This is a genomic window from Streptomyces sp. GL_140 (genome assembly GCF_057834465.1).
In genome coordinates, this window is sequence record NZ_CM174404.1 from 557,958 (window position 1) to 571,439 (window position 13,482).

The 13,482-nt window shown below is 71.9% G+C and carries 15 protein-coding genes; 5 read left to right on the forward strand and 10 right to left on the reverse strand.

The window, feature by feature from the left end; all coding sequences use genetic code 11:
- Nucleotides 1-86: 86 nt before the first annotated feature.
- From AC3IYJ_RS02760 to AC3IYJ_RS02775, 4 genes are read left to right on the forward strand one after another with little or no spacing between them, the layout of a single operon-like run.
- A complete protein-coding gene (locus AC3IYJ_RS02760; protein ID WP_489399734.1) occupies nt 87-1,400 on the forward strand; it encodes an extracellular solute-binding protein in 1,314 nt (437 codons plus the stop codon).
- A gap of 6 nt (nt 1,401-1,406) precedes the next feature.
- The gene (locus AC3IYJ_RS02765) at nt 1,407-2,330 is read left to right on the forward strand and encodes a carbohydrate ABC transporter permease (RefSeq protein ID WP_489399735.1); all 924 of its coding nucleotides are present in this window, start codon (nt 1,407-1,409) and stop codon (nt 2,328-2,330) included.
- Nucleotides 2,327-3,160 (forward strand): carbohydrate ABC transporter permease, encoded by an 834-nt coding sequence (locus tag AC3IYJ_RS02770; protein WP_489399736.1) that lies wholly within the window; start codon nt 2,327-2,329, stop codon nt 3,158-3,160. The genes AC3IYJ_RS02765 and AC3IYJ_RS02770 overlap by 4 nt, the downstream gene beginning before the upstream one ends.
- Nucleotides 3,161-3,217: 57 nt before the next feature.
- Nucleotides 3,218-4,648 carry a GH1 family beta-glucosidase gene (locus AC3IYJ_RS02775; protein WP_489399737.1) on the forward strand — a complete coding sequence of 477 codons (1,431 nt, stop codon included), beginning with the start codon at nt 3,218-3,220 and terminating at the stop codon, nt 4,646-4,648.
- 3 nt (nt 4,649-4,651) lie between these two features.
- Here AC3IYJ_RS02775 and AC3IYJ_RS02780 read toward each other — a convergent pair whose 3' ends face one another.
- Genes AC3IYJ_RS02780 through AC3IYJ_RS02790 form a run of 3 tightly spaced genes read right to left on the reverse strand, consistent with a single transcriptional unit; the run spans nt 4,652 to nt 7,355 of the window.
- On the reverse strand, nt 4,652-5,482 hold the full coding sequence (locus tag AC3IYJ_RS02780; protein WP_489399738.1) for a DUF4097 family beta strand repeat-containing protein: 831 nt from the start codon (nt 5,480-5,482) through the stop codon (nt 4,652-4,654).
- Nucleotides 5,479-6,135: a response regulator transcription factor gene (locus tag AC3IYJ_RS02785; RefSeq protein WP_330294523.1), complete on the reverse strand. Its 657-nt coding sequence runs from the start codon at nt 6,133-6,135 to the stop codon at nt 5,479-5,481. Before AC3IYJ_RS02785 ends, AC3IYJ_RS02780 begins: the two co-directional genes overlap by 4 nt.
- A complete protein-coding gene (locus AC3IYJ_RS02790) occupies nt 6,123-7,355 on the reverse strand; it encodes a sensor histidine kinase (RefSeq protein WP_489399739.1) in 1,233 nt (410 codons plus the stop codon). Before AC3IYJ_RS02790 ends, AC3IYJ_RS02785 begins: the two co-directional genes overlap by 13 nt.
- Before the next feature lie 175 nt (nt 7,356-7,530).
- Between AC3IYJ_RS02790 and AC3IYJ_RS02795 the strand changes: the two genes are divergently transcribed.
- Nucleotides 7,531-7,932, forward strand: coding sequence for an LPXTG cell wall anchor domain-containing protein (locus AC3IYJ_RS02795; protein ID WP_489399740.1), 402 nt, complete (start codon nt 7,531-7,533; stop codon nt 7,930-7,932).
- Between the two features lie 103 nt (nt 7,933-8,035).
- On the opposite strand, the gene AC3IYJ_RS02800 is transcribed toward AC3IYJ_RS02795, so the two are convergent.
- The 7 genes from AC3IYJ_RS02800 to AC3IYJ_RS02830 all read right to left on the reverse strand — a co-directional run bounded on the left by AC3IYJ_RS02800 (nt 8,036) and on the right by AC3IYJ_RS02830 (nt 13,360).
- Nucleotides 8,036-8,368, reverse strand: coding sequence for a TcmI family type II polyketide cyclase (locus tag AC3IYJ_RS02800; RefSeq protein ID WP_489399741.1), 333 nt, complete (start codon nt 8,366-8,368; stop codon nt 8,036-8,038).
- Between the two features lie 20 nt (nt 8,369-8,388).
- Entirely contained in the window at nt 8,389-8,868 is a 480-nt protein-coding gene (locus tag AC3IYJ_RS02805; protein ID WP_489399742.1) for an SRPBCC family protein, read from the reverse strand.
- 1 nt (nt 8,869) lies between these two features.
- A complete protein-coding gene (locus AC3IYJ_RS02810; RefSeq protein WP_330294528.1) occupies nt 8,870-9,127 on the reverse strand; it encodes a phosphopantetheine-binding protein in 258 nt (85 codons plus the stop codon).
- 31 nt (nt 9,128-9,158) lie between these two features.
- Nucleotides 9,159-10,394, reverse strand: coding sequence for a ketosynthase chain-length factor (locus AC3IYJ_RS02815; RefSeq protein ID WP_489399743.1), 1,236 nt, complete (start codon nt 10,392-10,394; stop codon nt 9,159-9,161).
- Nucleotides 10,391-11,674, reverse strand: a complete 1,284-nt coding sequence (locus AC3IYJ_RS02820) for a beta-ketoacyl-[acyl-carrier-protein] synthase family protein (RefSeq protein ID WP_489399744.1) — start codon at nt 11,672-11,674, stop codon at nt 10,391-10,393. Before AC3IYJ_RS02820 ends, AC3IYJ_RS02815 begins: the two co-directional genes overlap by 4 nt.
- Nucleotides 11,671-12,117: a cupin domain-containing protein gene (locus AC3IYJ_RS02825; RefSeq protein ID WP_489399745.1), complete on the reverse strand. Its 447-nt coding sequence runs from the start codon at nt 12,115-12,117 to the stop codon at nt 11,671-11,673. The genes AC3IYJ_RS02820 and AC3IYJ_RS02825 overlap by 4 nt, the downstream gene beginning before the upstream one ends.
- A gap of 133 nt (nt 12,118-12,250) precedes the next feature.
- Nucleotides 12,251-13,360, reverse strand: a complete 1,110-nt coding sequence (locus tag AC3IYJ_RS02830; RefSeq protein WP_489399746.1) for a SchA/CurD-like domain-containing protein — start codon at nt 13,358-13,360, stop codon at nt 12,251-12,253.
- Between the last annotated feature and the right edge of the window lie 122 nt (nt 13,361-13,482).

Below are 13,482 nucleotides of genomic sequence, written 5' to 3' on the forward strand. Positions count from 1 at the left end.
AGTCGCGTTCTGAGAGCGCTCTCAAGATGCTCTGGAAGAAAGTGCTCTCGGGAGACTCGCATCCGCCAAGTCGAGGAGGCCGCACCATGCCGTCCATCCCCCGAGCCGCCGGGAGAGCCACGCTCCGCCTGGGCACCATGGCCCTCGCCGGAGCCCTGCTGGCCGCCTGCGGATCCGGCTCCGGATCCGATTCCAAGTCCGACGGGGGTGCGGGCGGCCAAGTCACGCTCACCATCGACCTGTTCGGGGCATTCGGCTACCAGGAGGCCGGGCTCTACGCCGAGTACGAGCAGCTCCACCCGAACATCAAGATCAAGCAGACCGACACGGAGGACGAGCAGGACTACTGGAAGTCGCTCCAGACCCACCTCGCCGGCGGCGGCGGGCTGGCAGACGTCCAGGGCCTGGAGGTGGGGCGCATCGCCTCGGTGACGCAGCAGCAGGCCGACAAGTTCACCGACCTCAAGGAGTACGGGGCGGACGCGCTCCGGAGCGAGTTCGCCGCCGCCAAGTGGGCGGCCGCGACGACCAAGGACGGCAAGGTGCTCGGCCTCGGCACCGATGTCGGGCCCGAGGCCATGTGCTACCGAAGCGACCTGTTCCGGGCGGCGGGCCTGCCCACCGACCGTACGGAACTGGCCGCCAAGTGGGCCACCTGGGACGGCTATCTGGAGCTCGGACGCCAGTACGCGGCCAAGGCGGCGTCCGGCAGCTCCTGGCTGGACAGCGTCGGAAGCCTCAACGCCGTGATGGTCGGCCAGGCGAAGGAGCGCTACTACGACTCCTCGGGCGCGCTGATCTACGAGAACAGCCCCGCCGTGAAGTCCGCCTGGGAGGCCTCGGTCAAGGCCGCGGCGGACGGTCTCAGCGCCAAGCTGGACCAGTGGTCACCGCCGTGGAACCAGGCCTTCTCCTCGGGCTCCTTCGCCACCATGCCCTGCCCCGCCTGGATGCTCGGCTACATCAAGGGACAGGCCGGCGAGGCGGGCAAGGGCAAGTGGGACGTGGCGAAGCTGCCCGGCGGCGCGGGCAACTGGGGCGGCTCCTACCTGGCGGTCCCCCGGGCCGCCCGGCACAAGAAGGAGGCGGCCGAGCTGGTGAAGTGGCTCACCGCGGCAGAGCAGCAGACCAAGCTCTTCCGCAAGCAGGGCAACTTCCCCTCCGCCGTCAAGGCGATCGGGCAGATCTCGGACGCCAAGGACCCGTACTTCTCGGACGCCCCGATCGGGCAGATCTTCGGCGACGCCGCCGAGAAGGCGCCGGTCCAGGTGCTGGGGCCGCACGACAAGGACATCGCCGACCAGATAGCCAACGCGCTGAGCGAGGTGGAGCGCAAGGGCACGCCGCCGGAGACGGCCTGGTCGAACGCGAAGAAGGCCGTCAAGAACGCCCTGGGCTGACCCGCCGTGAACCCGCACCCGCTCCCCCGCACCCGCCCCCGACCCCGGCGGGGTCTGGCCCCGTACGCCTTCGTCGCCCCGTTCTTCACGCTCTTCGCGGCCTTCGGCCTGTTCCCGCTCCTCTATACGGCGTACGTCTCCGTCTACCGCGTCGAGTTGCAGAGCCCCGGCGAGTTGGAATGGCGGGGCCTGGACAACTACACCGCCCTGTTCACCGATCCGTTCTTCTGGACCGCCCTGCGCAACACCTTCACCATCGGTGTGCTCTCCACGGTTCCGCAGCTGCTGATCGCCCTGGGTCTGGCGCACATCCTCAACTACCGTCTGCGCGCCCGCACTTTCTTCCGCACAGCGCTGCTGCTCCCGTACGCGACCTCGGTGGCCGCGGCCTCGCTGATCTTCGCCCAGCTTTTCGGGCGGGATTTCGGAATCGTCAACGACCTGCTGGGCACCTTCGGTTCGGCCCCGGTGGACTGGCAGAGCGGTACGGTCGCCTCGCAGATCGCCGTCTCCTCCATCGTCGTCTGGCGCTGGACCGGCTACAACGCGCTGATCTACCTGGCGGGCATGCAGTCCATCCCCGGCGAGCTCTACGAGGCGTCCGAGGTCGACGGGGCGTCGAAATGGCGGCAGTTCCTCCACGTGACCCTGCCCGGACTGCGTCCCACCATCGTCTTCACGGTGGTGGTCTCCACGATCGGCGCCACCCAGCTCTTCGGGGAACCGCTGCTCTTCGAAGGGTCCGTGTCCGGGGGCATCTCGCACCAGTACCAGACCCTGGGCCTGTACATGTACGAGCAGGGCTGGGGCTTCTTCCACCTGGGCCGGGCGGCCGCCATCGCCTGGGTGATGTTCCTGCTGATCGTGGCGCTGGTCGGGGGCAACGCCCTCCTCGTGCGCCGCCGTTACCGCAAGGAGGCCGGTCGATGAGCTCCTCCCCCACCGTCCGGCGCGGCGGCCGGCTCAGCTACGCGGTGCTGGCCTGCGCGGTGCTGGTGTCGGCCTTCCCGCTGTACTGGACCCTGGTCGCGGCGAGCCGTTCCAACGCCGAACTGGCACGGCCGGTGCCCTCGTTGCTGCCCGGTCCGAGGCTCCTGGTCAACCTCCAGGCGGTCCTGGAGGAAGCGGACATCGGCAAGGCCCTCCTCAATTCCCTGATCGTGTCGAGTGCGATCACCGTCGGCACGGTGCTCTGCTCCACCCTCGCCGGCTTCGCCTTCGCCAAACTGCGGTTCCGGGGGCGCGGAGCGCTGCTGAGCACCGTTGTCGCTTCGATGATGATCCCGCCGCAGCTGGGGGTGATCCCGCTGTTCATGCTGATCGTGAAGCTCCACTGGGTGAACCAGCTCCAGGCCGTCGTCCTGCCCGGACTGGTCTCGGCCTTCGGCGTGTTCTTCATGCGGCAGTTCCTCGCCCAGTCCCTGCCGGACGAGCTGATCGAGGCGGCCCGGGTCGACGGGGCCTCGTACGCCCGGATCTTCCGGTCGATCGTGCTCCCGGTGGCCCGGCCGGCCATGGCCGTACTGGGGCTGCTGACCTTCATGACGGCCTGGAACGACTTCTTCTGGCCGGTGGTCGCGCTGTCCTCGCAGGAGCCGACCGTGCAGGTCGCGCTCCGCCAGCTGGGCGGCGGCTACGTCCACGACCAGTCCGTGATCATGGCGGGCACCCTGCTCGGGACGCTGCCCGTGCTGCTCGTCTTCGGCCTGCTGGGCCGGCAGATCGTGGGCGGCATCATGCAGGGCGCGGTCAAGGGCTGAGCTCCGCCCCCTCTCTCCCCGGCCCTCCCTCTCCTCCACTTCTTCCAGGAGCCTTCCATGACCACTGTCGACGCGTCCCCCGCCGCGGGGGCGGCGCTCCGCTTTCCCCCGGGGTTCCGGTGGGGCACCGCGACGGCCGCCTACCAGATCGAGGGCGCGGCCGCGCTGGACGGGCGTACGCCCTCGATCTGGGACACCTTCAGCCGTACGCCCGGCAAGGTGCTGGGCGGCGACACCGGGGACACCGCCGCCGACCACTACCACCGGATGGCCGAGGACGTGGGCCTGATGAAGCGGCTCGGCGTAAGCGACTACCGCTTCTCGGTGGCCTGGCCGCGGGTGCAGCCGACCGGGCGGGGGCCCGCCCTGCCGCAGGGACTCGACTTCTACCGGCGGCTGGTGGACTCGCTGCTGGAGGCGGGGATCCGGCCGGTGGCCACGCTCTACCACTGGGACCTGCCGCAGGAGCTCGAAGACCGGGGCGGGTGGCCCCGCCGCGTGACGGCCGAGCGGTTCGCCGAGTACGCGGGACTGGTCGCCGGGGCGCTCGGGGACCGAGTGGGCAGCTGGACCACCCTCAACGAGCCCTGGTGTTCGGCCTTCCTCGGCTACGCGTCCGGGGTGCACGCCCCCGGCCGCACCGAGCCCGAGGCCGCGCTGCGGGCGGCGCACCACCTCAACCTGGCCCACGGGCTGGGCGTACGGGCGCTGCGCGCGGCGCTGCCCCGGTCGGCGGAGGTGTCGCTGACGCTCAACCTCCACGTGGTGCGGCCCCTGACGGACTCGGCCGCCGATGCGGACGCGGCCCGGCGGATCGACGCGGTGGGAAACCGGATCTTCCTGGACCCGGTCTTCCACGGGCGGCTTCCCGAGGACCTGGTCCGTGACACCGCCGCCCTCACGGACTGGTCCTTCGTCCGGGACGGCGATCTCGCGGCCGCCCGCGAGCCGATCGACTGGCTGGGCCTGAACTACTACGCCCCCACGGTGGTCGCGGCCGCCGGGTCGCACGCACCCGACGCCGACCCGTCGCCCAAGCCGTCGCCCTCGCCGTGGCCCGGGGCGCAGGGGCTCGTACGGTTCCCTCCCGCGCCCGGTCCCCGTACGGCGATGGACTGGCCGGTGGACGCGGGCGGGCTGTACGAGCTGTTGACGCGCCTGCGCGACGAGCTGCCCTGGGTGCCGCTGCTGGTCACGGAGAACGGCGCGGCCTACGAGGACCACGCCGGTCCCCGGGGCGAGGTGCACGATCCGGAGCGGATCGCGTACCTACGGGAACACCTCGCCGCCGTGCACCGGGCGATCCGGGACGGGGCGGACGTGCGCGGCTACTTCCTGTGGTCGCTGCTGGACAACTTCGAGTGGGCGTACGGCTACAGCAAGCGGTTCGGCATCGTGCACGTGGACTTCGCCACGCAGCTGCGTACGCCCAAGGACAGCGCGCGCTGGTACGCGGAGGTCATCGCCCGGGGCGGTCTCGCGCCGTGAGGTTCAGGGCATCAGCTCCAGGTACCGGGCGTCGACGCGGCCCGACCCCACGGTGAGGTCCAGGGTCCGCGAAGAAGCTTGATCGGACAGCCCGGGTCCGAGGTCCACGCGGCCCGAGCCGATCCGGGTGGCGACCCGGAAGGTGGTGGCGTCGGGGACGGTGAGGGCGAGGCGGCCCTCACCGACGTCGGCGGTGACCTTCTGCGGCGGGCTGACGAAGTCGACGGCGGCCCTGCCGGAGCCGACGGCGAGTTCGAGCTCGGGCGCGGTGATGGCCTCGGCGGCCACCCTGCCGGAGCCCACGCGGGCGCGGACCGGGCCGCGCAGGCCGGTGAGGTGGAGCTCTCCGGAGTCGACCCGTGCGTCGACGGCGCCGCCGAGGCCGCCGATGTCGATGCGGCCGGAGTCCGCGGTCACGGTGACCGGGAGGCCGGCGGGCACCGCGACGCCGAGCTGGACGGAGCAGGAGAGCCCCACGGTGAGCCAGGAGTCCTCGTCGGGGCAGTGCGGGGTCAGGGTGAGGGTGTCGTCCTGCCAGCTCTCCTCGATGACGGGCTTCTTGTTCGACCAGGCGATCTCGGCGCGGTAGCCGACCTGTTGGTCCCCGCGCGGGCGGACCGTGATGTTCGCACTGCCGCCCGTGATGCGCAGGGCGGTCACCGGGTGACCCGTGCTGCCGCCGTGGAGGGTGCCCGTGCGGGTGACCCCGTACGCCCCGGCCTGCCAGGCGGCGGGCAGGACGACGAAGACCGCGCCGAGCAGGGCGGCGAGGATCCAGGCGAGCCGCCGCTTGGGGCGTGGCGGGGCCGCGGCTCCGGTCGGCGGGGGCGTCACGGGCTGCCGTCCAGGAAGCGCAGCACGGCGAGGACACGGCGGTGGTCGCCGTCGGCGACGGAGAGGTCGAGCTTGGCGAAGATGCTGTTGATGTGTTTGGCCACGGCGCTCTCGCTCACGACGAGCTCGGCCGCGATCCCGGCGTTGGAGCGGCCTTCGGCCATCAGGGAGAGCACCTCGCGCTCGCGCGGGGTGAGGCGTTCGAGGGGGTCCGGGCCGCCGCCGCGGCGCAGCAGGAGCTGGGCGACGACCTGCGGGTCGAGGGCGGTCCCGCCGCCCGCGACCCGGCGCAGGGCGTCGATGAACTCCTCGACGTCGGCGACGCGTTGTTTGAGGAGGTAGCCGATGCCGGCGCTGCTCGGGGCGGACAGCAGGTCGGCGGCGTAGCGCTCCTCCACGTGCTGGGAGAGGAGCAGGACGGCGGTGCCGGGGCTCTGCTGGCGGATCATGAGGGCGGCGCGGACGCCTTCGTCGGTGAAGCCGGGGGGCATCCGGACGTCGACGAGGGCGAGTTCGGGCTTGTGTTCCTCGACGGCGGACAGCAGGCCCTCGGCGTCGCCGGTTTCGGCGGCCACTTCGAAGCCGGCCATTTCGAGGACTTTCACCAGTCCGATGCGCAGGAGGACGGAGTCCTCGGCGATCACGGCACGCACGGCAGCTCCACGGTCAGGGTGGTCGGGCCCCCGATGGGGCTGTCGATCTTGATGCTTCCGTCGACCGACCCTACGCGTTTGCGCAGGCCGGTCAGTCCGGTGCCCCCGGCCGGGTCGGCGCCGCCCACGCCGTCGTCGGTGACGGTGAGCCGCAGTACGTCGTCGGCGGTCCGGGCGACGTGCACCGAACAGTGCCGGGCTCGGGCGTGTTTGGCGATGTTGGCGAGGGCTTCGGAGACGACGAAGTAGGCGACGGCCTCGACGGTGGGGCCCGGGCGCACGGCCAGGTTCACGGTCAGTTCGACGGGCAGGGGCGCGCGGGCGGCGATGCCGGAGAGCGCGGCGTCGAGCCCGCGGTCCTCCAGGACGGGCGTGTGAAGGCCTCTGACGAGGCTGCTGAGTTCCTCGATGGCCTCCTTCGCCTCGCGGTGGGCCTCGTCGATGACGGCCTTGGCCTCGGGGGGCAGCCCGGGGAGGGTGGCGCGGGCTATTCCGAGGTTCATGGCGAGGGAGACCAGGCGCTGTTGGGCCCCGTCGTGGAGGTCCCGCTCGATGCGGCGGCGTTCGAGGTCGGCGGCGTCCAGGACGTCGGCCCGGCTCTCGGCGAGGTCCTCGACGCGGCGCTCCAGTTCGCGGGCCCGGTTGGGGCCCAGGAGCGAGAGGGCGGCGGCCGTGTCGAGCCGGGCGAGGAGGGCCGCGAACCAGGGTGCGGCCAGCAGCAGCAGGACCCCGACCACGGTGACCAGATCGAGCTGCCGGCTCCAGCTCGGGACGGCCCAGGACCACGCGTAGACGCTGGCGCAGACGGCGCCGGCGGCCCAGGTGAGGAGCAGCAGTGCGCCGCCGAGGGCGGCGATCGGGCTGACCAGGAAGTGGTAGCCGTACTGCCGCCAGGTCGCCTCTGAGCGCAGCCGTTCGCTCAGGCCCCGGAAGCTGTGCCAGGGGTGTTCGCGGACCACGGGCGGTATGTCCACTCCGAGCAGCGACCAGCAGCGGTTGCGCTGGAGGGCGGTGAGCAGCGGGGACAGCACGAGGACGAGCAGCAGCGGGACGGGGCTGTGTCCGGGGCCCGTGAGCAGGAGCATCAGGCCGAGCCCGAGGGGTAGTGCGGGCGGGATCGCGGCCGCCGTGAAAGCGGTGTTGCGCCATGCCCATGAGGACCAGGGCGCATGCGCCGTGATCCAGGTGAATGTACGCCGCAGCGCGCCGGAACTTGCCATGTGCGTACGGTAATCGCCCTGGCCAGGGCGTTTCCACCCCGCTGGTACCCGGTCCGGGGTGTACCTGGCACCACCCCCGGTTCGGATCGTGGGGCTACTGATTCGGGCGGCCCGGCGGACGAGTCTTGTGGTGTGCCCGGCGGACGGACCGCGGGGCGGAAGGAGACCCGCAGCCATGGCCCTCGTCGCACCGCAGTTCCGCACCCGCCCGGCCGTCCGCACGGCGCCCCGTGTGTCGACGGTGCTCACCGGAGCCGGGCTGGCCCTGGTGCCGTGGATGGTGGTACTGGCGAAGACACTGCCGCAGACCGCCGAGGTGTCCAACTGGGCCACCGCGTGGATAGGCCTGGACGTGATGCTGGCCGCGGGGCTCACGGGGACGGGACTGCTACTGCGCCGCAAGGACACCCGGGTGGTCCCGGTGGCGGCGGCGACGGCGGCCCTGCTGCTGATGGACGCCTGGTTCGACGTCACGACCTCGGCCGGGAGCGAGCAGACGCTGGCGCTGCTGCTGGCGTTCGGGGCGGAGCTGCCGCTGGCGGTGGCCTGCGCGGCGGTGGCGGCCCGCCGTGCGTAGGGCCGGGCGGGAGGAGACGGCGGGGAGGGCGGGGACGGTGGCGGGCCCCGCACCAGGTGGGTGCGGGGCCCGAGGCCTTCCGGTCGCGCGAGTCACCGCAGGGCTATCGCGGACGGGGACTCTCCCAGCGGTAGAACTCCTGGGCCATGGCGTCCTTGGGGCTGCGCCAGGTCTCCGGGTTGTGCGGGCTGACGTAGGCGCTAAGCCGGTCGCTGAGGTCCTGGAACTCGGGGTGGCCGGTCACCTGGGCGATGGCCGGACCCGGGGGACGGTCGGACTCGATGAAGTGCATGTACACGTCGCCGAACTGGAAGAGGCTGCGGCGGGTGACCCCGACGAGGTGCGGCAGTTCGCCCGCGTCCGAGGCCGCGAAGAGCTCGGCGATGTCGGGGGCGGACTGCGGCGCCATACGGGCGACGATGAGAGCGCGGTGCATCCGGTGTGGTGCCTTTCGTCTCAGACGCGGCTGGCCGCGGGCGTGCGGCTCTCGCGTTCGCGTTGTTCGATCTTGTCCCGGATCAGTTCCAGCTGGATCTTCGAGTTCTGGTTGATGCGCGTGGTCATCCCGGCGTCGTCGACGGGTGCCTGCGGCTTCATGGCGAAGTCCTGGGTCCACACCATCCGGGTGCCGCCGGGCACCTCGAAGTACTGCCAGTGGATGTCCATGTGCTCGAACGGGCCGGTCTCGACGCGGCGGGCACGCACCGTGCGGGTGACGGGGTCGGGGGTGCGTTCGGAGACCCAGCTCCACACCGTGCCGTTCTCGTCGGGGTGCATGGTGAGGCGGAAGCGCGTGGTGGGCCCGTCCTCCTCCAGGATCTCCAGCGAGGCGTACTCGCTGAACAGCTGGGGCCAGCCGAGGAGATCGTTGGTCATCTCCCAGACGGCCTCGATGGGTGCGTTGACGGTGATTTCGTTCTCGGTGTGTCCTGCCATCTCAGGCTCCGGTCATCAGGCTGGTGTTGACGAGTTCGAGGAACTCCTTGGGGGTCTTGCACCGGTCGGCGTCGGTGGGCAGCGCCCGGCCGCGCTTGTTCTCCAGCAGGCCGACGATGCCGAGCAGGCCCAGCGAGTCGAGCCCGAAGTCGTCGAACTTGGAGTCCGGACGGCTCTTCATCTCGGCCGGGTCGACGGTGATGCCGGCGCCGGACTTCATCAGGGCGGCCAGCTCCTCGACGGTCAGTCGTTCGGACATGAGCGGCTCCTTCTGTCTCTAGGAGGTGTCTCTATGAAGGGATGCGGATCACGAGCGCGGCATTGGAGCCCATCAGGCCCCGGCTCAGGACGAGCGCGGTGCGCAGCTCCGCGGGACGGGCGCTGCCCGTCACCACATCGAGGTCGTGGCACACGTCGAAGACGTTCGGCGTGGGCGGGACGATGCCGTGCTCCAGGGCGAGCACCGCGGCGGCGGTGTCCAGCGCGGGGGCCGCGCAGTAGGCCCGGCCGGTGCCCGTCTTGGGCGCGGTGACCGGGACGGTGCGCCCGTGCGATCCGAGGGCCGAGAGGATCGCGGCGGCCTCGGCCCGGTCCGCCTCGGGGGTGCCGAGGGCGTCCGCGAAGACCACGTCGATCTCCTCGGGGGCGCAGCCCGCGTCCCGCAGGGCTCCCTTGATGGCGTGGGCGAGGCCTTCGCCGGACCCGGCGGCCCTCTCGGGGTGGTGCGGGCCGGTGAAGGTCGCCGCGTGCCCGGCCAGGACGGCCCGGACGGGCGCGCCGCGGCGGCGGGCGGCCTGCTCCTCCTCCACGAGGAACATCGCGCCGCCCTCTGCGGGGACGAAGCCGCAGGCCTTGTCGGTGAAGGGCCGGTAGGCCCGCTCCGGGTCCTCGTGCGTGCTCAGTCCTTCGTAGCCGAGCTGGCAGACGATGGAGTACGGGGCCAGGGGCGCTTCGGTGGCTCCGACGAGCATGGCCCGGCTGCCCTGGCGGATGGCCCGCGCGGCGTGCGCGAAGGCGTCGAGCCCGCCCGCCTCGTCGGCTGCCACCACCCCGCAGGGGCCCTTGAGGCCCCGCCGGATGGAGATCTGCCCGGTGCTGGCGGCGTAGAACCAGGCGATGGACTGGTAGGGGCCGACGTAGCGCGGGCCCTGTTCCCACAGGTGTTGCAGCTCGCGCTGTCCGAATTCGCCGCCGCCGGAGCCTGCCGCGGTGACCACGCCGACCGAGAAGGGGTCGTCCTCGTAGTCGGCCCGGCCGAGACGGCCGTCCTCCAGGGCGAGGTCGGCGGCGGCCAGGGCGTGGTGGGTGTAGCGGTCGGTCTGGACGAGGAAGCGTTCCTCGACCATCGAGGCCGCGTCGAAGCCGCGCACCTCGCCGGCGACGCGCAGCGGGAGGTGCTCGCAGCCCTCCCGGGTGATCCGGCCCAGAGCGGAGCCGCCCGACTGGGTCGCCTTCCAGAAGGCTTCGGCGCCGATTCCGTTGGGCGCCACGACCCCGATGCCCGTGATGACCGTACGGTCGCTCACGAGACCACCTCCTCCTTCGACTCCTCGGACCGGCTCATGACGACGGCGGACTGGAAGCCGCCGAAGCCGCTGCCGACGGAGAGCACGCTGCGCAGCGTGCGCTCGCGGGCGACGCGCGGGACGTAGTCCAGGTCGCATTCGGGGTCGGGGGTCTCGTAGTTGGCCGTCGGCGGGACCACCTGGTGGGTCATCGCCAGGACGCAGGCGGCCAGTTCGATCGCCCCGATCGCGCCGAGGGAGTGCCCCACCATCGATTTGATGGAGGTCATCGGCGTCTTGTAGGCGTGGTCGCCCAGGACCCTCTTGACCGCCGCGGTCTCGTGGCGGTCGTTCTGCTTGGTTCCGGATCCGTGCGCGTTGACGTAGTCGATCTCGCGCGGGTCGACCCGGGCCTGGGCGAGGGCGGTTTCGATGGCGCGGGCCATCTCCAGGCCCTCGGTGGTCAGACCGGTCATGTGGTGGGCGTTGCCGAAGGTGGCGTACCCGCCTATCTCGCAGTAGACGGTCGCACCGCGGGCGCGGGCGTGCTCCAGTTCCTCCAGGACGAGGACGGCCCCGCCTTCGCCGAGGACGAAGCCGTCGCGGTCGGCGTCGAAGGGCCGGGACGCGTGGGCGGGGTCGTCGTTGTTCGGGGAGGTGGCCTTGATCGCGTCGAAGCAGGCCACGGTGATGGGTGAGACGGGTGAGTCGGAGGCGCCGGCGATGCAGACGTCCATCCGCCCTTCGGCGATGGAGTGGACGGCGTAGCCGATGGCGTCGAGTCCGGAGGTGCAGCCCGTGGAGACGGTCTGCACCGGGCCGCGTGCCCCCGTCTTCTCCGCGACGGCGGAGGCCAGGGTGGCTGGGGTGAACGCCCGGTGCAGGTGGGGTCCGGCGAGCCGGTGGTCGACGTCCCACCAGGCGCCGGACTGGCTGACGGCCACGTAGTCGTGCTCCAGGCGGGTGGTTCCGCCCACGGCCGTGCCGAGGGAGACTCCGGTGCGCCAGGCCTCGTCGGTGCTGAGGTCGAGACCCGCGTCGCGCACGGCCTCGCCGGCGGCGACCAGGGCGAACTGGATGTACCGGTCTGCGCGGGCCACCTCCTCGGCGGTGAGGCCGTGTTCGGCGGGGTCGAAGTCGACCTCCGCGGCTATCCGGGAGCGGAAACCGGTCGGGTCGAAGAGGGTGATCCCGCGCGTGGCCGTACGGCCGTTGGACAGCAGGTCCCAGAAGGCGGTGGTGCCGATCCCACCCGGGGCGACGACGCCGACCCCTGTGACGGCCACCCGGCGGCGGGTCACGAGACCACTCCCGCACGGTCCGGCGGCCGCTCCCAGGCGGAGCCCTCCGGATGGACCGCCTCCTCCGTGTCCACGTGGCCCAGTTTCGGGTCCGGGGCCAGCGGCCCGAGGTGGAAGACCATGCGTGCCTCGGTGTCCCCGACGTTGCGGAACCGGTGGCGCACGTTGAGCGGGACGAGCAGTCCCTGGTCGGTGAGGAGCGGGTGGGCCTCGCCGTCGAGGTCCACCTCCAGCGTGCCGGCGATGACGTACACGAACTCCTCGGAGTACGGGTGGTAGTGCTCGGCGATGTGCTCGCCCGGGGCCATGACGGCAAGGCCCATGAAGCCGCTGGTGCAGCCCACCGAGGTCGGTGTGAGCACGGCCCTCAGGTCTCCGCCGCGCCGCGTGTTGGGCTGCGTCTGGCTGAGGTCCACGATGTGCGGTGGGCGTTGTTTGGTCATGGCGGGTTCCTCCTGGCGGTGGGGAGCCTGGACGGGGCTGGCGGGTGGGGAGCGAAGGGGGTCCGGGGACCGGGGCTCCCCGGGTCCTTCGGTCCCCCGGTCCGGGGTGGTCGTGGTGCGTGCCGTCGGGGGCTCAGTGCTCGGCGGGGGCCCGGCGGTCGGTGATCAGGCGCATGGTGTGGCGCTGGGCGGACGACGGGCCGTGGTCCTCGGCGGTCATCAGCCGGGCGAGGACGGCCGCCTTGCGCGGTCCGCGGACCCCGAAGGCGGTCTCCAGTCCGGACCCCTGCGGCCCCCGCACGTCGATGAGGCGGACGACGATGTCGTCGCGCTGGAAGATGCTGCTGCTCACCGTGGGGGCGTCGGGGCGGTGGGCGGCGGCCTCGTCCTGGCGGGCCAGGAACCTGGCGAGCGCGGGTCCGCAGCCGGGCTTGGCCGGGTAGAAGAGCGCGTTCCTGCGTACGTCGGACCGGTCCTCGGCGCCCGCTTCGCGCGCGGCGACGTGGTGGACGGCCGGCAGCGCGGCCTTCATGAAGAACATCCGGGCGGACTCGGCGTCGCCGAGGTCGCGGTCCTGTTCCAGGTACGGGTTGATGGCTTCCTCGACGGCCCGTACCTCGGGCTGTTCGGAAACGTGCCGCAGCGCCGACATCAGGTCGCCGCGGACCTCCACGGTACGCACGACACGGTTGCCGTGCATGAACAGCGAGGTCCGGCAGAGCCGGGTGTGGCCGTCGACGTCGGCGGCCGGGGAGGCGTAGCTGGAGAGGATCTGGGCCACCTTCTCCTCGCTGCCGGGCTTGACCGTGAAGGTCAGCGCGTGGCGCACGATGCCGGCGCCGAGCCGGGGCGATTCCTGCAACCGCGCACCGCTGGGGCGCCGCGCTTCCTGGTAGCCGCGGCCGGTCTCGCGCAGGACGGTGTACTTGAGCGGGCGCATGGCGCGGGCGCAGGCGCCCAGGGGGCGCACCTGCTCGGCGTGGTGCTCGCTGTTGACCCAGGCGAGGTACTGCGGCGCGCTCTCCCACTCGCTGGTGATGAGCCACTGCGAGGGGTTCTCGAACGACTGGCAGAGCTGGTCGCTGATGTGTCCCGGTTCCGACGCGATGTCGTGGCGCATCTGCTCGTACGCCTCGAAGAACCGCTGCTGGGCTCCTTCGTGGAGGTCCATCAGGAGGACCACCCGGAGCATGGAGCCGTCGAAGGCGGACTGTGACACCCGTTCGGACAGGGTGGTCGTCATCTGCTCACTCCTTCGTGAGGGCCCTTCGTGAGGGCGTGGAGTTCCATCGCGTACGGACCCTCGTCCGTCATGGGCGGTCACCGCCCGGCCCGGCGGCCGTCTCGGGGGAACGGCAGGCCGGT